This is a genomic window from [Borrelia] turdi (genome assembly GCF_030439285.2).
Taxonomy (GTDB): domain Bacteria; phylum Spirochaetota; class Spirochaetia; order Borreliales; family Borreliaceae; genus Borreliella; species Borreliella turdi.
Genome location: NZ_CP124018.1, coordinates 458556 through 482955 on the forward strand (window position 1 = coordinate 458556; position 24400 = coordinate 482955).

General features: G+C 27.1%; 23 protein-coding genes, 4 tRNA genes and 1 other RNA gene. 18 read left to right on the forward strand and 10 right to left on the reverse strand.

From position 1 onward, the window contains the following. Window positions 1-183: 183 nt before the first annotated feature. The 8 genes from dnaN to fbaA all read left to right on the forward strand — a co-directional run bounded on the left by dnaN (window position 184) and on the right by fbaA (window position 7005). Window positions 184-1341, forward strand: coding sequence for a DNA polymerase III subunit beta (gene dnaN / locus QIA31_RS02710; protein ID WP_301394154.1), 1158 nt, complete (start codon window positions 184-186; stop codon window positions 1339-1341). Window positions 1342-1399: 58 nt separating this feature from the next. Continuing rightward, window positions 1400-1699, forward strand: a complete 300-nt coding sequence (locus QIA31_RS02715) for a hypothetical protein (protein WP_301394155.1) — start codon at window positions 1400-1402, stop codon at window positions 1697-1699. 91 nt (window positions 1700-1790) lie between these two features. Continuing rightward, complete coding sequence (rpmH, locus tag QIA31_RS02720; RefSeq protein ID WP_004791483.1) at window positions 1791-1946, forward strand: 50S ribosomal protein L34; 156 nt, start codon at window positions 1791-1793, stop codon at window positions 1944-1946. Beyond that, complete coding sequence (rnpA, locus tag QIA31_RS02725) at window positions 1927-2262, forward strand: ribonuclease P protein component (protein ID WP_151060093.1); 336 nt, start codon at window positions 1927-1929, stop codon at window positions 2260-2262. The genes rpmH and rnpA overlap by 20 nt, the downstream gene beginning before the upstream one ends. Window positions 2263-2275: 13 nt before the next feature. After that, window positions 2276-3910 (forward strand): membrane protein insertase YidC, encoded by a 1635-nt coding sequence (yidC, locus tag QIA31_RS02730; protein WP_301394156.1) that lies wholly within the window; start codon window positions 2276-2278, stop codon window positions 3908-3910. A 13-nt stretch (window positions 3911-3923) separates the two neighbouring features. Continuing rightward, window positions 3924-4652, forward strand: a complete 729-nt coding sequence (gene jag / locus QIA31_RS02735) for an RNA-binding cell elongation regulator Jag/EloR (RefSeq protein ID WP_301394157.1) — start codon at window positions 3924-3926, stop codon at window positions 4650-4652. A 44-nt stretch (window positions 4653-4696) separates the two neighbouring features. After that, window positions 4697-5764, forward strand: coding sequence for an NAD-dependent epimerase (locus QIA31_RS02740; protein ID WP_301394158.1), 1068 nt, complete (start codon window positions 4697-4699; stop codon window positions 5762-5764). 161 nt (window positions 5765-5925) lie between these two features. Then, window positions 5926-7005 carry a class II fructose-bisphosphate aldolase gene (gene fbaA, locus QIA31_RS02745; RefSeq protein ID WP_301394159.1) on the forward strand — a complete coding sequence of 360 codons (1080 nt, stop codon included), beginning with the start codon at window positions 5926-5928 and terminating at the stop codon, window positions 7003-7005. Window positions 7006-7299: 294 nt separating this feature from the next. Here fbaA and aspS read toward each other — a convergent pair whose 3' ends face one another. From aspS to QIA31_RS02780, 7 genes are read right to left on the reverse strand one after another with little or no spacing between them, the layout of a single operon-like run. After that, the gene (gene aspS, locus QIA31_RS02750; protein ID WP_301394160.1) at window positions 7300-9060 is read right to left on the reverse strand and encodes an aspartate--tRNA ligase; all 1761 of its coding nucleotides are present in this window, start codon (window positions 9058-9060) and stop codon (window positions 7300-7302) included. A gap of 3 nt (window positions 9061-9063) precedes the next feature. Beyond that, window positions 9064-11169 carry a cation:proton antiporter domain-containing protein gene (locus QIA31_RS02755; RefSeq protein WP_301394161.1) on the reverse strand — a complete coding sequence of 702 codons (2106 nt, stop codon included), beginning with the start codon at window positions 11167-11169 and terminating at the stop codon, window positions 9064-9066. After that, window positions 11166-11447 (reverse strand): HPr family phosphocarrier protein, encoded by a 282-nt coding sequence (locus QIA31_RS02760; protein WP_301394162.1) that lies wholly within the window; start codon window positions 11445-11447, stop codon window positions 11166-11168. The genes QIA31_RS02755 and QIA31_RS02760 overlap by 4 nt, the downstream gene beginning before the upstream one ends. Window positions 11448-11459: 12 nt before the next feature. Beyond that, window positions 11460-11753: an HPF/RaiA family ribosome-associated protein gene (locus QIA31_RS02765; protein ID WP_301394163.1), complete on the reverse strand. Its 294-nt coding sequence runs from the start codon at window positions 11751-11753 to the stop codon at window positions 11460-11462. Continuing rightward, window positions 11743-13002, reverse strand: coding sequence for an RNA polymerase factor sigma-54 (gene rpoN / locus QIA31_RS02770; RefSeq protein ID WP_301394164.1), 1260 nt, complete (start codon window positions 13000-13002; stop codon window positions 11743-11745). Before rpoN ends, QIA31_RS02765 begins: the two co-directional genes overlap by 11 nt. Window positions 13003-13004: 2 nt before the next feature. Next, window positions 13005-13538 carry a chromate transporter gene (locus QIA31_RS02775; protein WP_301394165.1) on the reverse strand — a complete coding sequence of 178 codons (534 nt, stop codon included), beginning with the start codon at window positions 13536-13538 and terminating at the stop codon, window positions 13005-13007. A gap of 15 nt (window positions 13539-13553) precedes the next feature. After that, window positions 13554-14141, reverse strand: coding sequence for a chromate transporter (locus QIA31_RS02780; protein WP_301385656.1), 588 nt, complete (start codon window positions 14139-14141; stop codon window positions 13554-13556). A 209-nt stretch (window positions 14142-14350) separates the two neighbouring features. On the opposite strand from QIA31_RS02780, the gene QIA31_RS02785 reads away from it, so the two are divergent. Beyond that, a complete protein-coding gene (locus tag QIA31_RS02785) occupies window positions 14351-15196 on the forward strand; it encodes a mechanosensitive ion channel family protein (RefSeq protein ID WP_301394166.1) in 846 nt (281 codons plus the stop codon). On the opposite strand, the gene QIA31_RS02790 is transcribed toward QIA31_RS02785, so the two are convergent. Next, window positions 15190-16338 carry a glycosyltransferase family 4 protein gene (locus QIA31_RS02790; RefSeq protein ID WP_301394167.1) on the reverse strand — a complete coding sequence of 383 codons (1149 nt, stop codon included), beginning with the start codon at window positions 16336-16338 and terminating at the stop codon, window positions 15190-15192. The two genes, QIA31_RS02785 and QIA31_RS02790, sit on opposite strands and share 7 nt — an antisense overlap. Before the next feature lie 56 nt (window positions 16339-16394). Here QIA31_RS02790 and holA point away from each other — a divergent pair, with 56 nt between their 5' ends. Both holA and QIA31_RS02800 read left to right on the forward strand, forming a co-directional pair. Further along, on the forward strand, window positions 16395-17384 hold the full coding sequence (holA, locus tag QIA31_RS02795; RefSeq protein WP_301394168.1) for a DNA polymerase III subunit delta: 990 nt from the start codon (window positions 16395-16397) through the stop codon (window positions 17382-17384). A 3-nt stretch (window positions 17385-17387) separates the two neighbouring features. Next, window positions 17388-18029, forward strand: coding sequence for a hypothetical protein (locus QIA31_RS02800; RefSeq protein ID WP_301394169.1), 642 nt, complete (start codon window positions 17388-17390; stop codon window positions 18027-18029). A 34-nt stretch (window positions 18030-18063) separates the two neighbouring features. On the opposite strand, the gene uvrC is transcribed toward QIA31_RS02800, so the two are convergent. Continuing rightward, complete coding sequence (gene uvrC, locus QIA31_RS02805; protein ID WP_301394170.1) at window positions 18064-19875, reverse strand: excinuclease ABC subunit UvrC; 1812 nt, start codon at window positions 19873-19875, stop codon at window positions 18064-18066. 120 nt (window positions 19876-19995) lie between these two features. Here uvrC and QIA31_RS02810 point away from each other — a divergent pair, with 120 nt between their 5' ends. The 4 genes from QIA31_RS02810 to QIA31_RS02825 all read left to right on the forward strand — a co-directional run bounded on the left by QIA31_RS02810 (window position 19996) and on the right by QIA31_RS02825 (window position 23112). Next, on the forward strand, window positions 19996-21513 hold the full coding sequence (locus QIA31_RS02810) for a fibronectin type III domain-containing protein (RefSeq protein WP_301394171.1): 1518 nt from the start codon (window positions 19996-19998) through the stop codon (window positions 21511-21513). Beyond that, window positions 21506-22816, forward strand: coding sequence for a tetratricopeptide repeat protein (locus QIA31_RS02815; protein WP_301394172.1), 1311 nt, complete (start codon window positions 21506-21508; stop codon window positions 22814-22816). The genes QIA31_RS02810 and QIA31_RS02815 overlap by 8 nt, the downstream gene beginning before the upstream one ends. 63 nt (window positions 22817-22879) lie before the next feature. Then, window positions 22880-22968 (forward strand) — tRNA-Ser (locus QIA31_RS02820). Between the two features lie 57 nt (window positions 22969-23025). Further along, window positions 23026-23112 (forward strand) — tRNA-Ser (locus QIA31_RS02825). Window positions 23113-23155: 43 nt separating this feature from the next. Here QIA31_RS02825 and QIA31_RS02830 read toward each other — a convergent pair. Continuing rightward, window positions 23156-23869 (reverse strand): hypothetical protein, encoded by a 714-nt coding sequence (locus tag QIA31_RS02830; protein ID WP_301394173.1) that lies wholly within the window; start codon window positions 23867-23869, stop codon window positions 23156-23158. A 74-nt stretch (window positions 23870-23943) separates the two neighbouring features. Between QIA31_RS02830 and QIA31_RS02835 the strand changes: the two genes are divergently transcribed. The 3 genes from QIA31_RS02835 to ffs all read left to right on the forward strand — a co-directional run bounded on the left by QIA31_RS02835 (window position 23944) and on the right by ffs (window position 24218). Next, window positions 23944-24017: transfer RNA gene (locus tag QIA31_RS02835), tRNA-Arg, on the forward strand. Between the two features lie 16 nt (window positions 24018-24033). Further along, window positions 24034-24119: transfer RNA gene (locus tag QIA31_RS02840), tRNA-Ser, on the forward strand. Between the two features lie 3 nt (window positions 24120-24122). Further along, an RNA gene (ffs, locus tag QIA31_RS02845) (signal recognition particle sRNA small type) lies at window positions 24123-24218 on the forward strand. Window positions 24219-24400 lie beyond the last annotated feature (182 nt).

Consider the following 24400-nt stretch of genomic DNA (forward strand, 5'->3'; position numbering starts at 1 on the left):
AAATTACAACAAAAAATGACCTAAATTTAACGATTTATTTCTTTATATTATATAATATTAAATACAATTAAACAATCAAACAGTGACTTACTACTATTATTATTATATATATAAAAAAATTAAAAATAAAAAACCACAAAAGTTTGCAAAAATAAAATGTAATAAAATATATAAGGAGGCATTATGATAAATAACACATTTTTTATTTGTGAAACAAATCAAATTACAAGTGAGATAGAAAAAGCAAAAGGAATAATACTAAACAGAAATATGAATGATATTTGGAGCGCATTACTAATCGAAGTAAAAGAATCTAAGCTTATAATTAAATCAACAGATAGAAATATATTTTTTGAAAGTACAATTCCAATTGTTTCAAAAACAGATTTTAAAGTATTAATTAATGCTTCAAATTTTTATGATGCAGTAAAAGCATTTAGTCTATACAAGGAGATTAAAATAATTTTTGATGAGAATAACAATAAATTGGAAATTATGGGAGAATCGAAAGATAAGAAAGAAGAATATGAAGATCATTTAAAAGAGCCTACCTTTTCATACGAAGAAATAGAAAATTACAATTATGATATGATTAATGAAGATTATACATTTGAAATTGAAATAAAGCAAAAAACTTTTAAAAAAGTAATAAACAGAATAGCTTTTTCAGCTCATTTTGATGAATCCAAAAATGTATTAAATGGTGTGTATTTTACAAAAGATGAAGATTCCAAATTATTGCTCGTTTCTACTAATGGACACAGAATGTCTATTTGTAAAGCAGAAGTTCTAGTTGAAGAAGATGTAAATTTTATAGTTCCTGTAAAAATATTTAATTTTTTAAAACATCTTATGTCAGGAGAAGGTACGATTAAAATAAAATCTTCAGATAAAAAATTTTATGTTGAATTTGACAATTATAAAATAGCTTGTAGTTTAATTAATGGTAATTATCCTGATTATAAAAGCATTGTACCTAAGGAGCAGAAAAATAGATCTTTGGTTTCGCTAGTCATTTTAAAAGACAGGCTTGCAAGAGTTAATTTATATGTTGACAAGTCAAAAAAGCTAGTTTTAGCTTTTTCTGAGCTCCAATTAAAACTTCTTGGAGAAGATTTGATTACCGGGAGAAAAGGTGAATTTTTTATTAAAAATCCAAATTATCTGTATGATGGATTAGATGAGATTATGGCTATTAATATTTCATATTTTATTGAAGCTATCAGTGTTTTTGAAACTTCAAAGATAGAAATACAGTTTAATTCCGGAAATGTATTAAAATTGAGTGAGCCTGAAAATTTTAATTTTACGCACTTGATAATGCCGATGTCTTTAGGTTAAAGTGAATTATTAAGGTTTATTTTAATATTATTTTTTGAATTGTGGTATAAAAATTGTTATGAATAATTCTACTTTTAAAAAAATAGGCAATGTTCTTGAAGAATATTTAGAATCTAATTTGCTTGTTAATAAAAATATAGGTTCAAAATTATTAATTGCTGATAAATGGAATCAGATCTTTCAGGCTTTATCAGATGATGTGAAATTTTTAGATTTTAAAAATGGACAGGTTCTTTTTCTTGAAGTAGGTAATTCAAGTATTTTGTATAGCATATCGAACAATAAGTCAAAGATAATAAAGTCAATAAAAGAATTAACGGGGATTGAAATAATAGATATAAAGGTTTTAGTAAAGTAATTATTATTGACAATCGCATTTATATACTATACCATGGTAGTGTTCAATTTGCAGCTTAGTAGCGGGAAATTGTTTTTAATGGAGGAGCGTTTTGAAAAGGACTTATCAGCCTAGTCGGGTTAAAAGAAATAGAAAATTTGGGTTTAGAGCTAGAATGAAAACCAAAGGTGGAAGACTTATTCTTGCAAGACGAAGAGCAAAAGGAAGAATAAAATTAACTGTTTCTGATGAAAAAAAGAAATATTAGTCTAAAATCAAAAATAGAAATTCAAAAAATTTTCAAAGAAGGTAATCTGATTAGATTCAGTAATCCTAATCTTAAAATGTTTTGTAAGTCAAATCATTTGATTTATTCTAGACTTCTTGTTACTTTTTCTAAAAGTTTTAGAGGGTCTGTTAAAAGGAATCGTGTTAGGAGGCTTTTTAAAGAAGCTTTTAGAAAAAGATTAGAATTGCTAGAAGGTAAAGCTATAGATATTATTTTTGTAGTTTCTTGTAACAAGTTAAATTTGACGTATTTTGGTATTGAATCTCTTATGAAAAGTTTAGTTTTAATGGTGTGAAGGGGCGGCATAAGTGAATCAAAATAAAAGAATTTTAAGAACAGTTTATTTGTCTTTATTTTTAATAGGTCTTTATATGCTTATTAATGATATTCTTTCTTCGAGTTTGTTAAGCTTTAAGTCTTCTGATAAGGAAGTGCAGTTTGATTTAAACAAAAGTTTTGATGATAATGAAATGTTTTTAAGTAAAAGCAATAGTTTTAACTTGATTAATAAGTCTCAAAATGTTGTTGTAGAAACAGGAATATATTTTGCTACTTTTTCAACATTTAGGGGAAATTTAGTTTCATTAAAGCTTAAAAATCATTTAAATTTGGAAAAAGATCCTACAGATTTGATTAATGTTGATTATAAAAATGAAGTCTTTTTCGATGTTAGTTTAGACTATTTAGTAGGGGATTTGTTTTTGTATAAAAAAATAGATGATTTTAATCATGAATTTAAGGCTTATTTTAAAAATAATGGCAAAACTTATGAGTATGTAAAGAAGTATACATTTTCGGAGAAAAATGAATACTTGATTAAATTTAAAGTTACTTTAAATTGTGTTGGGGATTGTAATTTATTTGATATTGATTATTATAAAATTATTTTTAGTTCTGAGATTGAAAGGCTGAGTAATAAAGCCAAGTTGCAATATAGTAATTATTTGCCTCAAATAATTTATTATGACAATAAACTTAAATATGGTAAAGCTGATTTAAGGATTACCAATCCCAGATGGATTGGTTCTAGCACTAAGTATTTTGAGGTGTTGGTTTTTAAAGAGAATATGGAGGTTGAGTTTAAGAAGGAAAGAGGAATTCTCAAGGCGTTTATTGTCAATAATATTAGAAATAAAAATAACATTAGTGATGAATTTTTTATTTATGCTGGGCCTAAGGACAGTAGATACCTAGATATTTTTGATAAGAATGGTGAGAATACCTTTGCTTTGTCTGATATTTCTTTTGGGATGTCAGTAGAAAAGAGTTTGTGGTATTTGATTCAAATGCCCATGCAAATGGTAATGCAAGTTTTTTATGATGTTATACCTAATTGGGGGCTTTCAATTATTTTTTTAACAATTGTTGTTAGAATACTTATATTTCCTTTAACATTTAAGGGATTTAGAGCTACTGCTGAGCTTTCCAAACTTCAACCTAAAATGAAAGAACTTCAAGTAAAGTTTAAGCATGATCCTAAGAAGTTAAATGAAGAGATGGGAAGGCTTTATAAAGAAGAAGGGGTTAATCCTCTTGGGGGATGTCTTCCTGTAATTTTACAGCTTCCTATATTTTTTGCTCTTTACTCGCTTGTAAATAATTTGTTTTTATTAAGAGGAGCTAGTTTTATTCCAGGATGGATTGATGATTTGTCTATTGGTGACAGTGTATATCATTTTGGATATAAGCTTTATTTTATTTCTTGGACTGATATTAGAATTTTGCCTTTTATTATGATGTTTACTCAATTGGGGTCTACAATTGTTAGTTCTAATATTGATTTAAGAAATCTTGGATCACAACAGAAGTTTTTATATTTTGGAATGCCTATTATGTTTTTTTTCATACTTTACAATATGCCATCAGGGCTTTTGATATATTGGATTACAACAAATATTTTTACTATTTTGCAGCAATACTATATAAAAATGCATTTGTCTTAAAAGGGGGAATAATATGAGCTATGAATTTTACGGTAAAACCGAACAAGAAGCAATAAAGAAAGCAATGAGAGACCTGGAATTAAAAGAAGGTGAGTTTGATGTAGAAATTTTAGATAAAGAAAAAGTTGGATTTTTATTTAAGAAAGAAATGATTAAAATAAGGGTTTCTCCTCATATAAAGGAAGTTAAAAAAGGTGGTTTTGAAATTAAAATTGGGGATGAAATTTGTGATAAAATTTTAGAATTTGTAAAAGAAATGCTAATTAAAATGGGATATTCTGTAAACTTGACAATAGAGCCCAAAGAAGGGGGGCATATTAAAATTTCCATTGAGACAGATAGTCCAAATATTTTGATTGGGCGAGAGGGTAAAAATTTAGATTCTTTACAACTTTTGACAAATGTTTATACAGCCAAGCTTATTGGTGAGACTGGTACTTTTAATAGGGTTATATTGGATATTGGAGATTATAGAGAACGATTTAAATCTAGGTTTATTAATTTAGCAATAAATTCTTTTCATAAAGTCAAAAGGACTAGACGTTCTATTTTATTGCCATCAATGAATCCTTTTGAAAGAAGAATTATTCATACAACTTTGAATCGTTATAGTGATATAAAAACTGAAAGCGAGGGTGATGGAAATATAAAGAGAATAAGAGTTTCTTATATCAGAAATAATAGATTTAGCGGTAATAATTCTCGCAGTTACCAAAAAAGAGATCTCGGTTTTAAAAAATGATTAATGGTGTTAGTTTATATTGAATTTTAAGTAGGAGTGATAATATGAAGATTTTTTTAACTGGAATTGCAGGGTTTATTGGGTTTCATGTAGCTAAAAAGCTTGTAGAAGAAGGACATGAAGTCTTGGGTGTAGACATATTAAATGATTATTATGAACTAAAATTTAAGCATGAAAGATTAGAAGCTTTAGGATTTTGTTTTAAGAATGTTAAATCTCATAAGATTATTAAGAGTGAGAAATATAATAATTTATTTTTTGCTTATCTTGATATACTAAATAAAGATGAACTATTAGAACTTTTTAAAGGTCATAAGTTTACACATGTTTGTCATTTGGCTGCTCAAGCTGGCATTAGAGATAGTCTTGAAAATCCTGATAGCTATGTTTCAATAAATATTGTTGGATTTTTTAATGTTTTAGATGTATGCAGAGTTTATAAAGAAAACATCAAGCATTTTGTTTATGCCTCAACTTCATCGGTTTATGGTATAAATGAGAATATTCCTTCTAGCGAAGATTCTATTACGGATCATCCTTTAAATTTATATGCAGCTAGTAAAAAATCTAATGAGATGATAGCGCATGCTTATAGTGCATCTTTTAATATTCCCACAACAGGGCTTAGATTTTTTACAGTTTATGGAACTTATGGAAGACCTGATATGGCTTTATATTTATTTTCGGAGGGAATTAAAAATGGTGAGCCTATTAATATTTTTAACGATGGGAATATGGCCAGAGATTTTACATATGTTAGGGACATTGCAAATGGTGTTTGCAAAGTGTTGAAAAGACCCGCTAAGAGTGATTGCAATTTTGATGTTAAAAATCCAAATTCGTCAACATCTTCTTTTCCTTACAGGATATATAACATAGGAACTGGACATGCAACTAAATTGTTAGATTTTATTAAAGAGCTTGAAGCTAATTTTGATAAAAAGGCTTTAAAAAATTATATGCCTATGCAAAAAGCAGATGTTGTGGAAAGTTGTTGTGATATTTCAAAACTTAAAAATGATGTGGGGTATGGGGCTAAAACTTCTATTAAAGAGGGAATAAAAGAATTCTCACAGTGGTATAAAGCGTTAGAGTCTGCCGATAGGTTTTGATTTTAAATTTTTTTATGCAAAATGATAAATTTTAATAAATTTTATGTTTGCTTTTGGTTCAATAATTGTTGATTTATTTAAATTCAATTTAACTTCTTAGGTGTATAATTTGTTATAGGTATTTGATAAAAGAAAAAATAAAATAAAAAGGAGTGATGTAAATGGGTGTTTTAGATAAAATTAAACCAGGTGTAGTTTATGGAAAAGAACTGCATTCTTTATATGAAATATGCAAAAAGGAAGGATTTGCCATACCTTCTATCAATTGTATAGGAACAAATTCTATTAATGCGGTTTTGGAAGCAGCAAAAGAAATTAATTCTCCCATTATGATACAATTCTCTAATAGTGGTTCTGCTTTTATTTGTGGGAAAGGATTGAAGATGGAAAAATCACAAGGGGTTTCAATAGTTGGAGCTATTTCTGGAGCTATGCATGTTCATTTAATGGCGGAACATTATGGTGTTCCCGTTGTTCTTCATACTGATCATTGTGCTAAAAATTTGCTTTCTTGGGTTGAAGGACTTTTAGAATATGGTGAGGAATATTATAGTCAGCATAAAAGGCCATTATTTTCTTCACACATGTTAGATTTATCAGAAGAACCTATTAAGGAAAATATTGAAATTTCTAAAAAATTCTTAGAGAGAATGGCAAAAATTGAAATGTTTTTAGAAATAGAGCTTGGAATTACAGGTGGGGAGGAAGATGGAGTTGACAATTCGGATAGAGCTTCACATGAATTATTTTCAACTCCCGAGGATATTTATTATGGATATTCAGAACTTTTAAAGATTAGCCCAAATTTTCAAATTGCAGCAGCTTTTGGAAATGTACATGGAGTATATAAACCAGGTAATGTTAAGCTTACTCCAAAAGTATTAAAAGATGGTCAAGATTATGTTATATCAAAAACAGGAGTAAATGTTGCTAAGCCGGTTTCTTATGTTTTTCATGGGGGATCTGGATCTACAATTGATGAGATTAATGAGGCACTTTCTTATGGGGTTGTAAAGATGAACATTGATACAGATACACAGTGGGCTGCTTGGGAGGGTGTTTTAAGTTATTATAAAAAAAATGAAAGTCGTTTGCAAAGTCAATTAGGAGATGGCAAGGATATTGATATTCCAAATAAGAAATTTTATGATCCAAGAGCTTGGTTAAGAGAAGCTGAAATTTCCATGAAAGACCGTGTGAAGATTGCATGCAAAAACCTTAATAATATTAATAGGAATTAAATAAAAATTAGTGAATTTTTATTTGCAAACTGCTTTTTGAATAACTTTTTTATTGTTTTATTCTGTTTTAGAATATTGGATTATAAAGTTATTGATTATTCAATATATTGCTTTTAAATTTTAAAAAAGCATTTTTGTTTTGGATTGGTTTTATATGTTTTTTGTGAAAAATTAAATTTGAGCTTTGAGGTTTAATTTCTTGAAAGAACAGTAGAATGTTGGAAAATCCCAAGAAATATGGATTGCTTGATTTTTATAATTTTAAAGGTATATGGTATAAATTATATTATGAATTTAAGCATTATCAGTAACAATATTGATTCCCAGCTCTTTGAGTTGTTCATTTGAGATCTTAGAGGGAGAATCGTCAAGAGGACTTGATGCAAAAGAATTCTTAGGAAAGAGTATTACATCTTTTATTGAGGTTGATTTTGTCATTAGCATTATTAGCCTATCAATACCAATTGCAATTCCACCATGATTGGGAGCTCCATATTCTAATGCTTTTAGAAAAAATCCAAACCTATCTTCTGATTTTTCTTTTTGGAATCCTATTATATTAAAAATTCTTTGTTGAAGCTCTTTATTATGTATTCTAATTGAACCTGAACCAAGCTCTACTCCATTTAAAACAAGATCATAAATTTCGCCTATAGTTTTGTTTGGATTTTTTTCTAAATTGTTAATATACCGCTTTTTGGGAAGCGAGAACATATGATGAGCTGGTGTATAGGTTTTTGTATTTTCGTTATATTCAAACAGCGGAAAGTCATAGACCCATATAAATTCAAATTTATTTTCATCTATTAGTCCAAGATCGTTTGCAATTTTTATTCTAATTTGTCCCATTGCTTTGCAGGCAGTTTCCCATTTGTTATTAGCTGTAAAGAAAATTATGTCATTATTTTCTAGAGAATAGGCTTTTATTAATTGTTGTTCTTCTGTTTTTAAAAATTTTGCAATTCCTCCAGAAAATTTATTGTTTTCAATTTTTGTAAAATAAAACCCTTGTGTTTTGTAAAGATTTGCAATTTCTTCTAAATTATTTATTTTTGTTCTTGAGAACTGATCCGCTTTATCTTTCACTATTAAAATTTTAATTGAACCTTTGTGTTTTAGGGTATCTTTGAATACATTGAATTCTGAATTTTTTAGATTGCGACTTATATCTTGTAATGTAAGCTCAAATCTAGTATCTGGTTTATCGCTTCCATATTTGTTCATTGCTTTTTTATATGTTATTTTTTTAAATTTTTTAGGTAAGTTAATATTAAGGCAATTTTTAAATATTGAAAAAAGCATATTTTCTATTAATTTAAAAATATTTTCTTTTTTGATAAAGCTCATTTCAAGATCAAGCTGCGTGAACTCCGGCTGTCTATCTCCTCTTGAATCTTCGTCTCTATAGCAACGGGCTATTTGAAAGTATTTATCAAATCCCGCTATCATTATAAGTTGTTTGTAAAGTTGTGGAGATTGAGGTAGGGCATAAAAAGATCCTTTGTGAATCCTTGAGGGGATGACAAAGGATCTTGCGCCTTCTGGAGTTGATTTTACAAAAGTTGGAGTTTCTAGTTCTAAAAACTTTCTTTTTACTAAGAAATTTCTAATAAGATGAGTAGCTTGGCATCTTAAAATAATTTTATTTTTCAATGAATCTCTTCTTAAATCTAAGTATCTATATTCAAGCTTTGAGTTTTCACTTGCATTATTGTCATCTTCTATCATAAATGGCAATTCATTACACTTTGAGATAATTTCAATGTTTTTTGCCAATATTTCAAAACAGCCCGTCTTCATATTTGAATTTATCATGTCGGAAGGCCTTTTGATTAATAATCCTTGAATTTTAATGCAATATTCAAGTTTTATTTTTTCTACAATCTTTAAAAGGTCTTCTTCGGTTACTAAAACTTGTGCTTTTTCATATCTGTCTCTTATGTTTAGAAATGTAAATTTTCCGTGGTGCCTAATTTTTTTTACCCAAGCATTTATTTCAACTTTTTTGTTTATTAGTTTTTCATTCAATTCATTACATTTGATGATCTTAAACATAATTCAACTCACTATTATATTATAAATTTCTTTGTCTGTTTTTGCATTTAAAATCTCTTTTTTATATAGATCAACTTTGCCTACAACAGATGCTAAAATTCTAGGGTAGCTAACGTAATCTTTTGCTGGGCATAGTATTAATATAAAAACATGGCTTAAATTCTTGTCAAGAGCATTAAAGTCAATCCCTTCATGGCTTATTCCTATTGCAATATGTATTTTTGAGATTAGGTTTGTTTTTAAATGGGGAATAGCAAAACCCTCTTTTAGTGCAGTAGTAATTAATTTTTCTCTTTCCATTAAATCTTGGAATATTCTTTCTTTGTCAATTTCAATGTTTATTACGCTTAGAAGTTCTCTTAGTACATCAGCCTTATTGCTTGCTTTTAATTCTAAAATAATGTTTTCCTTTTTTATTCTTTTATTTAGTTTTATATTACTAAGGATTTTATCATAATTTATTGAATAATCTAGTTTTTTTGCCCTTAAAGAAACCGTTTCAACTTCTTTGGTTATTTTTTCTAGGTTTAAAATTGTTTCTCTAAAAAGATCTTGTATTATAATTAAGTGATTATTTGGGCATTCGAATGTGATTTTACTACCCTCTCGTTTGATTGAGAAGGATATATTGTTTTTTCTTGCATTAATATATTGTGAAGAATCATTTTTAATTTGTTGTGTGAAAAACCCTTCTTTTCTTAACTCATTTTTTAAGTCCCATACAAGAATTTTGGCTAAATTATCATATTCAAATGATACGCATATGTGTGTATTTTGGTCTATTGGGAGCTCTTTTTTAAGTCCGCTTTTATTTATTTTGAATAAAAAGTTTATTATGGGTGTTGCAACTATTGTTGGCAAAAATACCATTATTATTATGATTCCAAATATTTTTTGGCTAATAAATCCCGAAGATAATGCGACATTTGCAATAATAAGTGAAACTTCTCCTCTTGGAACCATTCCGGTTGCAATTTTTAAGGCCCCAAGTTTGTTAAATCCCAAAAAGAGTGTGGGAATGAAACAAAATATACTTTTTGTAATTATTGCCATTGTGCTAATTGCTATTCCTAAAATAAGAACTTCTTTTGAGAGTATTTCATTAATATCTGACATAAGCCCAATTGATGTAAAAAAGATTGGGATAAAAAATCTTTCAAAGATTGTTAGTTTATCTTGAATTACGTATACAATATCTGTTTTTGACATGGCAAGTCCAAATACATAAGCTCCAACAACAAAAGACATTCCTAGATTTTGGAAAATGCTTGCAACAGTAAAGGCTAGCGAGAGCGTTATTACGGTTGCCAAGGTGACACTGTTTAATTTTTTCAACAGTCTTGAGAGTGTTTCTGATATATATATTAAAGAGAAAGTTAAGCATAACCAAATTACTATGTTTTGAATTATAGTTTTAATCGAGCTTGCTATATCAAGATCTGACATAGATCTTGATATAGTTATTACACTTGTAAGCATAAGCATTGAAAGTACATCATCAATAATCGAAGTTGATATTATTGTAGCTCCTTCTGAAGTACTCAATTTTTTTTGTGCTGAGAGTATACTTGCTGCTATTCCTGCTGATGTTGGAGTTCCAATTATTCCAATAAAAAGCGAGGTTGGACTTATTAGAGGAACATTAAAAATTATGCTAGCCATTAGTACAAAACTTGTGAAGGTTCCAACAACTTCAGTTATTCCAATAATTCCTCCACGAGGCAAAAATTTGATAAACAATTTTAAGTCAGTTTCAAGTCCTGCTGTGAAAAGCAATATTATTGAAGCTATGGTAGAGATTGCGAATATTTTTTCGTCTATTAAATAATTTTCTCCAATTTGAGTTATCCCTAATGGGAATAATAAAGGAATTTGAATTTTTCCAAAGGCATTCGGACTTAGAATTATTCCTGCTGTTATTTGTCCTATTACTTTTGGAATCCCTAATTTTGCTACTAGATTCCCTAGTAAAATTGATGAGATTACAATGATCGCCAGACTCATGACAAAATATGACATTTTTGCTTCAATATCATATTTTATTGAGTATGAAAATAGAAGATTGGGCAAATGCAGTAGCACTGTTATGCAAAAAATTTTTTTATTCATTTTTCAAGCTCTTTTGAAAAATTATATTTTATTAAGTTTGATAAATTTTTAATTGCCGGTATTTCTTTCTCCCCGACGACGGCTATTTTTACTTTTTCTTTGTGTACTATTCCTAATATGATGATTCCTATTATAGATTTCGCTTTAGTTTTTTTACCATCTTTTGTTGTTATTTCTATATCACACGAAGAGTGTTTATTTAAGAATTCAGCAATGATGTTTGCTGGCCTTGAATGTATTCCGTTTTTATTTATTATCTCGATTTCTACTTCCTGCATTTTTTACTTATTTTATTTGTTATTTTTTTTCTCTTTTTCTTTAGCTATTGCTTTATAAAGTTTTTCTATTGTGCTATCAATAAGGCTTAGAAGTATTTTTCCATCTTCTCTTATATGTATTATTTTCCCCCAATTAAAGTGAACATGTGCGTCTAATTCAAAAAGCTCATGTTCTTTTTTGATTGTAATTTTTAAATTTTCTACATGTTTTTTGATATGAGTGTCGAATTTTTCTAGTTTTTTGAAAATAAAAATTTTTTCACCCTCATTTAAGCTATAATTAACTGTTTGGATTTTAGGTTCCATAATATATTCTTCCTTTCTCAGACTTTAATTCATTTCTATACTTATTTACTGTTCTTCTAGAAATAGAGATTCCTTTGGATTTTAGTATAGCAGAAATTGCTTTATCTGACATCTTTTTATTTACTTCTAACAGCTTTTTTACTGTTACTTTAATGCTTATTTTTGAAAATTCATTTGTTTTTGCTCCACCAACAGAGCTGAAGAGCTCTTTGATTAATATGGTGCCCCAGTCGCATTTTAAATATTTATTTTTTATTGTTCTTGATATTGTTGATTTTGATACACTGATTTTTTCTGACAAAATGTTTAAGTTCATTGGCCTTAAGCTTTTAAAACCCCTTCTTAGGAATTCTTTTTGGAATGTGTATATAGCTATTCCTATTTTTGCAAGTATTTCGTCTCTATAGCGTAATGATTCGATTAACCATTTTGCTTTTTTTTGTTTTTGGGGATTTTTAGTTGTTCTTTTAAGCTCTTTTTTAAAAATGCTAACCTCTTTGATTTTAATTTCAAATTTGTTATTGTGGTTTATTATTAATATATCTGGATCAATATAGAAATTAGTATCGTCTGGGTCTTTAAATTCAAGTGTTGGGTTGGGGTTGAGTTTTTGTCTGATAATTTCTAAAGCCCTGTTAAATTCTTTACTTCTTATTTTGAGTTCTTTTTTTAGCTTTTCTTGAGTTTTTTCAAGAAGCTCTGCTTTTTCAAGAATTTTAATAATATTGGTTTCTAATTTATGATGCTTTGCTTGTAAAATTAACGATTCTATTATATTGGGTACACAAATTCCAATCGGATCAAATTTTTGAATAAGTTCAATTATTTTTTTTACTTTTTCTCTTTCTTCCTTTTTAAAAAGATCATAAGGATTTATTATGTGAAAACCTTTATTATTTAGATTGTTTATTAATATTTCACCTATTTTAAGTTCATCTTCATCTATTCTTTGAATTCTCAATTGTAGCAAAAGGTGTTCTTTTAAAGAAGTATTTGTTTGTGTTTTTTCAAGAGCTATGTCGTGTTGATTTTTTATAATGCCATCTTTTTTATAAAAATTTTTTTTAAACCTATATGTTTTTAATGTTTCAAAAAATATTTTATTTGAGTCTATTTCTAGGCATTCGTTATTTTCGTATTCTTCTAGTATAAGGTGTGCTAATTCTTTTTTGTTAAGGCTCAATATTTTTATTGTTTGTATTTGAATTGAGTTTAAATTTTGAGATAATTTTAGTTTTTGTTTAATCATATTTATATTAATATATAAAAAAATCCGCTAAGTATAATTACTAATGCGGGGCTTGTTTTATTATAAAAAAATAAAATAAAAAAATTAATTCCCACAATAGTCAAGGTTTTTAAAAATTCTGTTTTGCCGTTCTCTATCTTTAAATATGTGTTTTCTAGCAAAATGATTATTGTAATTATCCACAGTGCAACAATAATAGGTTTTAGATTTTCTAGACAATAATTTAAAAAGCTTATTTTGTGTAGCATTAGTAGGATTATAATCATTATTATTATTGGAGCTGTTATTAGTGCTACTGTTGCAATTATTGCTCCTGTAATTCCTGCGATTTTCATTCCAACGTATGTTGCTATGTTTGTGGCAATAGGCCCAGGGGTTATTCTTGATATTGTAATCATATTGACAAATTCTTCTTTTGTTATCCACTGTTTATTATTAATTATTTCATTGTTTATTATCGCCGAAATTCCATTGCCGCCTCCTAAATTAAATAATCCGATTTTTAAAAATGTAATGAATAAATTTATTAAAATCAACCGATATCCTTTTTTTTACTTAGTTAATATTTTTTTTATTGCTATATATTTTAATGTGTATATTAAAAAGAAAATTAGCAGTATGTATGATATTCTTATTTTTAATTTAAAAATTGCAAAAACCACAAGAAAACATATTGTCCATTTTATTATGGAATTATTCAACATTTTTTTTGAAAATTTTAAAACAACTGCTGACATTATGATAATTGAAGAGACTTTTGCGCCTTCTAGAAATTTTTCAATATATATATTCCCCGGTACTAACTTTAGATAAAGGAAAACTATTATTATTGCAATAATGGAAGGCAAAATTCCAGCAACAACGAGTAAAAGTGCGCATGGGAAACCTCCAAATTTTTTTCCTACTAGGAACACAAAGTTAATCGCTGTAACTCCAGGAATAACATTTGATGTTGCTAGTATTTTGTTAAAGTCGTCATCAGACATTATTTTTCTTTTTTTGACAAGTATTTTTTTAAGCTCAGATATAATTATTAATCCTCCGCCAATTGTAAGTGTTGTTGTTTTAAAGACAAGTAAAAACAAGTCCAGAATTTCATATATTTTTTTTTGTTTCTTTTTATTTATTTGTTTTGTCAAATTTAGTAAAAACCTTCGGCACTAATTTTACCACAAATATTATTGTATTGTGTATTTTATTGTTGAATAAAGATGATTAAAACATGCTTTATTGTGACTTTGAAACATTTCTTTATTGTGTTTACTAGAGTTTTTCTATTAGAAAATTTTATTTGCTTTTGTGCTATAATTTCAATTAATTTATATGAAGCTTAAAAGGAAAGTTTAGTTTGTTTAAGGAGTTTTTTATATTTCAAGATTATTTTAATCATATCCTTGAGAGTGTGATAGGCTATGGTTTGAAAGTTTCGATAGCCATAGCTCTATGGTATTTTTTAAAGTTAATAGTTAAGAAAATAGGTAAAATTTTATTTAGAACTTTGGAAAAGTCTAGATTAGAGGAGAAGCTAGAAGTTACAGTTTTTAACTTTTTAAAATCTTTTTTTAAAATATTAACAGATTTTATTATTGTTTTAATAATATTGCCATACCTTGGGGTGCCTACAACATCTATTATTGCTGTATTTGGATCATTAGGGCTTGCTATTGGGCTTGCTGCTCAGGGCATTTTATCTAATTTTGTTAGCGGATTTATTGTTTTGAATTCTAAGTTTTTTAAGTGTGGAGATCATATTAAATGTGGCGATGTGGAAGGCTTGGTTGAGAATGTCCAAATTTTTTTTACTACACTTAAAACATTTGACGAAGAGATTATTAAAATTCCAAACAGTAAGCTTACCTCTAATTTTGTTGTTAATTTTTCGGCAAATCCTAGAAGAAGAGTTGTAATTTCTTTTCAAGTTCCCTATGATACGAATATTGCTTTATTAAAAGATAAAATAGAGAATTTAATAATTTTTGATAATAAAAAATTTAATGTTGAGATTTGCTCTCCTACTCTTATTGTAAAAAAATACACTCCCTATTACATAGTTGTACAGGCTCGATTTTTTGTTAATACAGAGGTTTTTTGGGATTTTCAATATTTTATTGGAGAATCTATTAAAAATATTTTATTGGATATGAAAATTAAGCTTCCAATTTGTTTTATACCTTTTGATAAGGTATATCAATGATTTTGTCTTGCAATAATTTCTGAGTAATAATTTTCAATTTTTTTTGTAAAAAAATGACTTGAAAATTTAATAGAGGATTTTTTTGCATTTTGTTTAAATGTTTTTAGTATTTTATCATCTTTTATTACTTTGTCTATATATTGGGATAAGTTTTCATACTTTTTTATTAAGAATCCATTTATTCCTTCTTTTATTACGTCTTTATAGATATAATCATTTATTAAAATAGCAGGTATTCCAGCAGTTAATGCTTCTATTACTGTCATTGGATATACTTCGCTTCTTGATAAACTAGTAAAGATGTCGGAAATTTTGTAGTAATAGCATATTTCTTCCCATGGGATTGTTCCTATTAACAATATTTGTTTTTCAAGTCCATGCTTGATGCTAAAATTTTTTATTTCCTTTTCTTCGCCTCCTTTGCCAATAATGATAAGCTTGTAATTTTTGTTTTGTATTAAAAGGTCTTTTAAATGTATTACTAATAAATTTATGTTTTTTTCTTTATTTATTCTTCCAACAAATATGATTATCTTGTCTTTTTGTTTTATATTGTGTTTTTTAAAGATTTCGTCTTTTTTTTCTTTGCTTAAAGTTTTTATAAAAAGCTTTCTATCAACTCCATTTGGAATTATTTTATAGTTAGAGTTATTTGAAAGTTGGAAATACCTTTCTTTTGCTTTACTTGATGGGTAAATAAAATATTTTATTTTATTATAATGTTTTTGCATCATTTTATCGGGTTTAATAAAATATTTAAAAATTCCTAAGTAATGTAAATAATAATCCCACATTGTATGGCTTGTGTGAACTATTGGTATGTTTTGTTTTAATGCAATTTGTTTCCCAATTTTTCCCATAGAAAATTCGGAGTGAGTATGAATGATGTCCGGTTTATAGCTTTTTATTATTTTAGATATTTTGTTTTTGCTGGGAAAAGCTATTACAGCATCAAGTTTTTTATTTATTTGAATAGATGGGCATCTGTAAACGTTTTTTTCTTTTGAAGATTTTTTGGATTTTGGACAAAATATGTAAACCTCATAGCCATTTTTTTCAAATCCTTCTTTAATTTGCTTTATTGATGTTGCCACCCCATTTTTTTCTGGGATATATGTATCTGTAAATATTGCAACTTTCATATTCTCCTCCTAGTTTAAGTATAATATATTTGTCATTTGGATTATAATTTACTTTAATGCAAGTGGTTTATTTATTGTTAGGTAGTGAGCAGGGCTTAAAAGAAGCTTATTTAAAAGAGCTGTTAATCAAGATGGATGCTTTTAAATCAGAAGTTTCAGTTACTAAAATTTTTTTGTCAGAACTCTCAGCTGTTGAATTTGTTGAGAAACTGTTTTCCAATTCTTTTTTTTCGAAAAAGGAAATTTTTATTGTTTATGAGTCTGAACTTTTAAAAGCAGAAAAAGATTTAGAGCTAGTATGTAGTGCAATTTTAAAGGCTGGCAATAAAACTGTGATTTTTATTTCTAATAGTAATACATGTAACATTGATTTTAATAATAAGCTTAAGTTTATAAAAAAAGTTTTTTATGAGATTTCTGATGATGACAAATTTACATTTGTAAAAAGAAATTTTTTTAATCTTAATATTGAAATTACAGATTCTGCAATAAATTTAATGCTTTTAATGCTAAATTCAGATACTAAAATTTTGAAATTTTATATAGATTCTTTTGCACTTTTTGCTAAGAACAATACCATTAATGAGGAAGATATAGCTTCTTGGATTAGTTTTGTTCGCTTTGAGAACTCTTTTTCTTTATTTAATTCAATTTTAAAAAAAGATATGACTCATTCTTTGATAAAGATTAAGTCTATTTTGGATCAGGGAGAAGATTTTATTAATGTTTTAATGAGTCTTATTTGGCAATTTAAAAGATTGCTAAAGGTGCAAATAGATTATAATGCAGGTGGAAGTTTGCAGAGCGCATTGAATAAAAATAAAATCTTTTTTTCATTAAATAAAATTTATAGAATCGGGATTAAAAATTATTCAATTGCAGAAATAAAAATTGTTTTAAAAATTTTATATAAGTTTGATTTATATTTGAGGATTTATTCTAAAAATATTCATCAAAATTTGTCATATTTTTTAATATTTTCAATCTTAAAGCTCAATAATAATTTTTTAATACATTGTTCTGCAGAATCAAAATTTAATTTTTAATGTATGAAGCAAAAATTAATTTGGATTTTATTGTTTTATTTTTTATCCTGTAGATCTGAATCCAGATTAGCAGAAATTTGTTTAATAGGGTTTTTTGATTCTGTTAAAAATTTGCAAAGCAATCCCAAAATATTTTTTGATTATTTAAATATTCCAGGTGATGATGATCTGAAGGCAAAAATTCGCGGGTTAAAATCTCAGGTAAAGAATGATTTTATTTTTTATCCTTTATTTTTTAATAATCTAAGATATGAAATAATAGGTAAAAAAAATATTTCTAACGGCTTTGAATTTAAAGTTATTATTAAAAATATTAATTTTCAAAACGGGATAGAGAAATTTTTGGCTAAATTAAATAAAATTGAAGGAGGATTTTCAAAGATTAAAATTTTAGAAAAAAAAGAGCGTAAAAAAATATTTGACAATTTAGTAAATGAAGTTGTTGGAGATTTAGATAATTTTGATTACATTGAGATTGTTCATTTTTTTAGAGTAGTCAAGAGTTCTTATGGAGACTATAAAATAGAGCTTTTAGGAGATATTTTAGATGTGCAAGTTAGAAATAAGCTTATCAATGATCTTTTTTTGGCTTTATCACCTGGAATTTCAAATAGTGTTTTTATTTTAAAAAATATTAATAAATAATAATCCAGTTTAAAATTTTGATTAAATTTAAAATTTATTTATTGTGATTATGATTTTTTATTGAGTTTTCTTTTATTGCAAATTTTTTTATTTTTCTTGCAAGTTGAATATTTACTTTTATTTTTTCTGAAATTTCATTTTCACTTAAAGGTAATATATCCTCATAGGTTCCAATTAATTTTAATATTTTTTGGGCTTTTTTTTCTCCAATTCCATTTATTTTTGTATATAATAGGGTTATTTTTTCCCTTCTTTTTTTGTTAAATCCGTTAGCTTTTCTATGTGCTTCATCTCTTACATTTTGCAGTATCCTAAGAGCAGGATGTCCTTGGGGCAGATTTATTCCTTTTTTGTTGGTTGTTAAGAATATTGTTTCTTGTTTTTTTGCCAACGAGCAGACTTTAACTTTGTTTTCTATTTTTAAGCCTTTTAAGACAGAAAAAGCAGCGCTTAATTGTCCCTTTCCTCCGTCAATTAAAATTAAATTTGGTAGTTCTAAGTTTTTATTGATTATTTCTGAATATCTTCTTAAAATCACTTCTTTTATTGCCTTGAAGTCGTCAACCTCTCCTTTTAATAGTGATTTTAGCCTGTAAAGCTTATAGCTTTCTTTAAGGGGTATGCCCATTTTAAAAGCAACCATAGAAGCTACTGTTTCTTGACCTTCAAGATGAGCAATGTCAAATCCTTCAATTATTTTGGGAAGTTTATCCATTTCTAGAAAAATTTTTAAACTCTCAAGCGCGTTGTTGCTTTTATTTTCATACTCTTTTAAAGATAATTCAGCATTAGATATGGCCATTTCCCTTATTTTTAAAATTTTTTCTGTTTCTTTGTAAATAATTTCTGTTTTTGTATTTTTAATCTCATTTATTAATTTTTCAACATTTTTAGTGTCAACATCTTTAATAAATATGTGAATTTTGTCAGGCACTATCATATTAATAGATGTATAATATTGAGTCAAAAATTGTAAAACCAACTCATCTTTTCTACATATACTTACATCAAAGTTTGCATCTCTTTCAACTAATTTCCCATTTCTGTATTTTAATACCATTATTATATTTATATTTTCTCCTGTATGAACATGTACATAGTCAATGTTTAAATTATTGGTTTTTGTAACGATTTGGATTTGATTAATTTCTATTAAAGAGCTTTTAATTTCTTTTAATTTAATAGCAGCTTCAAAGTCTTCTTTTTGTACAGCAAGTTTTAATTTAATGTCAATTTGGCTTAATATTCCTGATATATTCCCTTTTAGTATGGATTTTGCCTTATATAGCTCTTTTTGATATTCTTTTTCAAGGTTTTCTTTGTAGCATACTCCAAGGCACTGTCCCATATGGTAATATAGACAAGGAACCTTGGATTTTTTTTTACACTTTCTAATTTTAAATGTTTTGTTAATAAAATCTAATACTTGGTCTAATTTTTTTACATTGGTGAATGGGCCAAAATATTCGCTTTGGTCATTAATTATTTTTCTAGTTTTGAAAATTCTTGGATATTTTTCATGAGTTATTCTTACCATGGGATAACCCTTCCCGTCTTTTAATTTTACATTGTAATCAGGTTTGTGAGTTTTGATTAAATTGCATTCTAAAAGCAATGCTTCGTATTCGCTGTTTGTTGTAATAACTTCTATTGATTTTACATTTTTCATTAAAATTTTAATTTTATGACTTTTTTTTTCTAAAAAATAACTTTTTATTCTTGATCTTAAATTTTTTGCTTTTCCAATATAGAGTATTTTTTTATTTTCATTTAGCATTTTATAGCAACCGAATGTAGTTGGCAGTTTTATTACTTTTTCGAATAAACTTGTTAGGGTCTCTTTCATAATGTCAGGTAGTTTTTAGACTTTAAAAATCATCTTATGATATAATATTGTATCATAAGACAGGTTGTTTTATGTTCTTAGATATTTAAAAATATAAATAATAACAAATAAAGGTCAAAAATGAGATTAATTTTAATGCCCTTGATATTTTTTTTGTGCTTTTCTGTTCTTTTATCTCAAGAATTGAAATTAATACTTGATTCAAAAAAAAATTTTAAATTTATTCAAGATTCTAGCAATATTACTTTTGAAAGGGATATGAGAGGTTTGTTAGGCATTTATTTGGATAGATATAAAGCCGTTTTAGATTTAAATAATATTGATTTGCGCTTAGAAATAGGAAGGGATAATAAATTAAAAGACGCATCTTCAAACTATTTGGTTAGTGCAAAAAGTTTGAGAGTTTCAAATGAATTTCGTAATGTATCTAACGGCTCTTTAATTTTTTATTCAAATCAAAATCCTGTTAAGTTTAAGCCATTAACAAAGAAAGCTTTCTTTTCCTCGGGGAATACTGTTTCTGATTTTACTATTAAGTTTTGGGTATATCGAACAACCTCTGTTACAGGAGAGATTATTTTTAGCTGGGATGGTTACAAAAATATTAATAATTTGTGGGTAGATCAGTCTATTAGATTAGAAAGTGACGAGGGTAATTTTGTTTGGGTTTTGAACAATGTATTTTTAAAAGATAATAAAAATCCTATCAAAATTAGAATGAAGAGCAATGATGATTTTATTCCAAAGAAATGGCATTTGCATACTTTGCGATATAGGCAAAGGGACGGCATACTTGAATATTTGATAGATTCTAAACCTCAGGCAATAGAATATATAACAGATGACAAGAAGGAGGGGGCAGGATACTTATTAAGTATTGGCAATTTTATTGATTTTACTTTGGGAACTTATTTTACTGGTGCTGTTGAGAATTTGGAAATACATAAAAGTTTTGAAGAGGTTAATAATGCTTTTTTTTCAAAGAATATGGGATTCATTATTACAGAACCTATTAAGCTTTCTAAATATTATTCTCAAGTATTGTCTTTTGATGTTGATTCTAATGTTCCTAAGGATACAGAGATTATTTATTATTACAGATTAGATAATAAGGTATTTTATGATACAGATAGTTATGGAAATATTAAAAAAAATTTAACTGGGGCATGGATTCATTTTGATCCTAAAAAAGACTTTCCAGATTCAAAGATATCAAAATATATTCAAATAAAAGTTGAATTTTATCCTAGTGGAGATTCTGTAAGTAGTCCTTCTCTTTATAGTATGTCGATCACCTATGTTCCCGAAGCAGCTCCATTTCCTCCTGTGATAACAAAAGTTATTCCAGGTTCAAGAGAAGTTTTTATTGAGTGGATTCCTGTTGTTAATAGTAGTGTTGAAGGATATTATATTTATATTGGGGTTTCCTCTGGAAATTATTATGGAAAAATCGGGGGCGTTTTAACTTCTCCTATTGATGTTGGAAATCAAACTTCTTTTAAGATTACAGGACTTGAAGATGGAAGGCTTTATTATATTAGTATTGCTGCTTATAATTTAGATAAAAGCGTTAATAAGACTTCTTTTTCGAAGGAAATTTCTGTAAGGCCTATGGAGATTTTTAAAAAATATGAATAACTTTAGTTTTGAGAAAGCTTTAAATTTTTATAAAAATGGAGATTTTAAAAATTCTCTTGATAATTTAGATGTTTTTGATGAAAATTTTGATTCTCTTTCACTTAAAGCGCTTATTTATTTCAAGAAAAAGGATTATAAGGCGCTTTTATATATTTTAAATACCTATCCTGATGTTTTGAGTGAATATAATTTTTTAGTTAAGCTTATAGATTATGGTAAAATTGAAAAAAACAAAAATGATCTAGGCCCTTTTGAGAATTATAATTTAGGTGTTTTTTATTTTAATTTAAGAGAATATAAACTTGCGTTAAGTTGTTTTTTGAAAGCCAAAGAGCAAAAACCCGATTTTATACAAGCCTTAAACAATGGTGCTGTTTTATTTGAAATGTTGGGCAACAAGGACGAGGCTTTGAAATTGTTTTTTGAGGCCAGAGATTTGGATCAAAACAATTCTCTAGTTAAGCTTAATATTTGGATTTTAAAAAATAGCGAATTTCTCGAAACGGTAAGTTTTTTGAAAGTAGACGAAATTTTTTTTGATGCCAATCTTGCCCTTGTTGTTAATTATTTAATGTATTATCTCTATTCTATTGGAGAAATAAGTAGGGCAATTGAGCTTTCTGAAAAGTTTTTAACAGATTCTTATTATTCTAAGTATATTTGGCACAATAGGGCAACTATATTCCATAAAATAGGTAATATGACTCAAGCAACAACGTCTTATGTTAAAGCCATTTTGAATTTTTCAAATATTTATACAATCTATAATATGCATATTGCAACAATTGAGCTTTTGAAATTTTCTCCCAAAAAGTCTATTGAGAGAATGGTTAATGATTATTCTAACCTAGATTTGATATATTTGTATGCAACCTTGTTTTTTCTTAGAAATCGTGATCTTGAGGATGCCTATTTTTACATGAAAAAACTTTGCGAGTTTAATCCAGGGCCTTATTCAAAATTTTTAAAATTGTTTGAATCTAGCGAGGATATGTTAATTGAAAATTTGCTTGAAGAATTTGCAGCATCTTTAAGAGTAAATTGGTATTTGGAGTATTTATTTTTTATTGACAATTCTTTAAATTTGAGAGATCCTGTTTTTGTTTTTGATCACAATATAAGAGTAAATACATATATTTGGAGAATTAAAAATGAGTGCATTGAATTAAAATTTAGCAATAATGAGGAAAAAATGGTTCAAAAGATTTTGTATGAAGAATGTATTTATTCTGAAATTGGCATTTCTATTAGAGATTTTCAAAATTTAATAGAAGCTTATAAAGAGTTTAGAATAAATTATTAATATTTGTAATTCTATTTAGTTGACAATAGTAATACCTCTAAGATAATATGTATTAATATTGTAGGAGAGATGCCAGAGTGGCCGAATGGGGCTTCCTGCTAAGAAGTTGTCCTTTTAAAAGGGGACCATGGGTTCGAATCCCATTCTCTCCGTAATTATATAAATCTTGACAGTGAATACTTTATTTATTAAAATTTATTTTAAATCCCGGAGAGGTGGCAGAGTGGTTTAATGCTACGGTCTTGAAAACCGTTGTAGGTGTAGGCCTACCGTGAGTTCGAATCTCACCCTCTCCGTAATTATCATAATTATGTAATTTAATTTTAAGCATTAAAAAGGCTAAGAAAACTGTAAGTTTTTATTAGGCCGGTGTTCATTTTCTGTATTTTCATGTATAGGGAATTGAAACTCAATTTTATCACATTTTTTACAATCAATTAAGAATGGATTATAAAAAATAATAATTTGGTTATTTTTAAAGTAGTATTTATATCTTGGAAAGATTGTTGTAAATTTTTTTTCCAATTCTTTTGGATTGTGCGGATCTTTAGCATTAAGATCTTTAATCTTGCGTTTTATCTGTTCTTTTAATACGTTTATTAGAGAGTCTAGCTGATCTTTTGATATTATTTCTGAAATTTCTATTTTTTTGTTTCCTTTTAAGTTTAAAGAATAATATTTTAAGAGGGCGCTTGATTCTTTTTCTTTAAATGATTCTTTATATAAAATAGATGTAATGCCTATATTTTCATTTTTAAATATTGTAAAGCTGGAAAAATAAAAATATTCATTTTTTGAATTTTTGGTTTTTGATATTTTATTTTCGACGTCTTTTTTCCATTTTTTTATAAAATTTTCAAATTCGAAGTTTGTATTTTCCATAAAAGGGATTTTTGCATCTATGTGGAGAATACTATTATTTTTTAGTATTTCTTTTTTTTTGATATTTTTAGTTTTAATTCTAAATTCATAATTAACTTCACTTGATACTGATTTAGAGCATGATAAAATAGATAATAATATTAAAGGAAAAATGATTATTTTGGTTCTCACAACTTCTCCATTTTCTGTTGAATGTTTTTATTGTAATAAATAGTAATTTTTATTACAATAAAAACTAATTGTTTGTGTCCATAGCTCAGTTGGATAGAGCGTTAGATTGCGATTCTTAAGGTCGGAGGTTCAAGTCCTCTTGGACACGAAAAGTTTATTAGTTTGGAGAGATGGCCGAGTGGCTTAAGGCGCATGCTTGGAAAGCGTGTATACGTAAAATGTATCATGGGTTCGAATCCCATTCTCTCCGATTCCTAGGACCCGTACTATCAAGTGTCGCCAAATCCCGTCAGGACTGGAAGGTAGCAGCGGTAAGTGATTTTTTGGTGAGTACGCAAGTCTTAGGTTTAATTTTAAGTCAAAATAATACTTTGCTTTATGTTAAGATCTGGATTTATCTTGCTAAAGTTTTCAGCTTTATTATGTTTTATTGGGAAGCCTTTTTTGTTAGATATTTTTTATGTTTTATAAAAATTTATAAAATTCTTTTAAAGCAATAGTTTTGAGATATAAATATGTTGTATAGTATGT

What these genes read in the sequence shown, in the direction of transcription:
- QIA31_RS02800 (WP_301394169.1), top strand. Translation starts at nt 17,388, where the DNA reads ATGAAGCAAAAATTAATTTGGATTTTATTGTTTTATTTTTTATCCTGT.
- QIA31_RS02765 (WP_301394163.1), bottom strand. Translation starts at nt 11,753, where the DNA reads ATGGAACCTAAAATCCAAACAGTTAATTATAGCTTAAATGAGGGTGAA.
- dnaN (WP_301394154.1), top strand. Translation starts at nt 184, where the DNA reads ATGATAAATAACACATTTTTTATTTGTGAAACAAATCAAATTACAAGT.
- fbaA (WP_301394159.1), top strand. Translation starts at nt 5,926, where the DNA reads ATGGGTGTTTTAGATAAAATTAAACCAGGTGTAGTTTATGGAAAAGAA.
- rnpA (WP_151060093.1), top strand. Translation starts at nt 1,927, where the DNA reads ATGAAAAAAAGAAATATTAGTCTAAAATCAAAAATAGAAATTCAAAAA.
- QIA31_RS02740 (WP_301394158.1), top strand. Translation starts at nt 4,697, where the DNA reads ATGAAGATTTTTTTAACTGGAATTGCAGGGTTTATTGGGTTTCATGTA.
- QIA31_RS02810 (WP_301394171.1), top strand. Translation starts at nt 19,996, where the DNA reads ATGAGATTAATTTTAATGCCCTTGATATTTTTTTTGTGCTTTTCTGTT.
- QIA31_RS02815 (WP_301394172.1), top strand. Translation starts at nt 21,506, where the DNA reads ATGAATAACTTTAGTTTTGAGAAAGCTTTAAATTTTTATAAAAATGGA.
- QIA31_RS02755 (WP_301394161.1), bottom strand. Translation starts at nt 11,169, where the DNA reads ATGAATAAAAAAATTTTTTGCATAACAGTGCTACTGCATTTGCCCAAT.
- QIA31_RS02760 (WP_301394162.1), bottom strand. Translation starts at nt 11,447, where the DNA reads ATGCAGGAAGTAGAAATCGAGATAATAAATAAAAACGGAATACATTCA.
- aspS (WP_301394160.1), bottom strand. Translation starts at nt 9,060, where the DNA reads ATGTTTAAGATCATCAAATGTAATGAATTGAATGAAAAACTAATAAAC.
- jag (WP_301394157.1), top strand. Translation starts at nt 3,924, where the DNA reads ATGAGCTATGAATTTTACGGTAAAACCGAACAAGAAGCAATAAAGAAA.
- QIA31_RS02715 (WP_301394155.1), top strand. Translation starts at nt 1,400, where the DNA reads ATGAATAATTCTACTTTTAAAAAAATAGGCAATGTTCTTGAAGAATAT.
- uvrC (WP_301394170.1), bottom strand. Translation starts at nt 19,875, where the DNA reads ATGAAAGAGACCCTAACAAGTTTATTCGAAAAAGTAATAAAACTGCCA.
- QIA31_RS02790 (WP_301394167.1), bottom strand. Translation starts at nt 16,338, where the DNA reads ATGAAAGTTGCAATATTTACAGATACATATATCCCAGAAAAAAATGGG.
- rpoN (WP_301394164.1), bottom strand. Translation starts at nt 13,002, where the DNA reads ATGATTAAACAAAAACTAAAATTATCTCAAAATTTAAACTCAATTCAA.
- holA (WP_301394168.1), top strand. Translation starts at nt 16,395, where the DNA reads ATGCAAGTGGTTTATTTATTGTTAGGTAGTGAGCAGGGCTTAAAAGAA.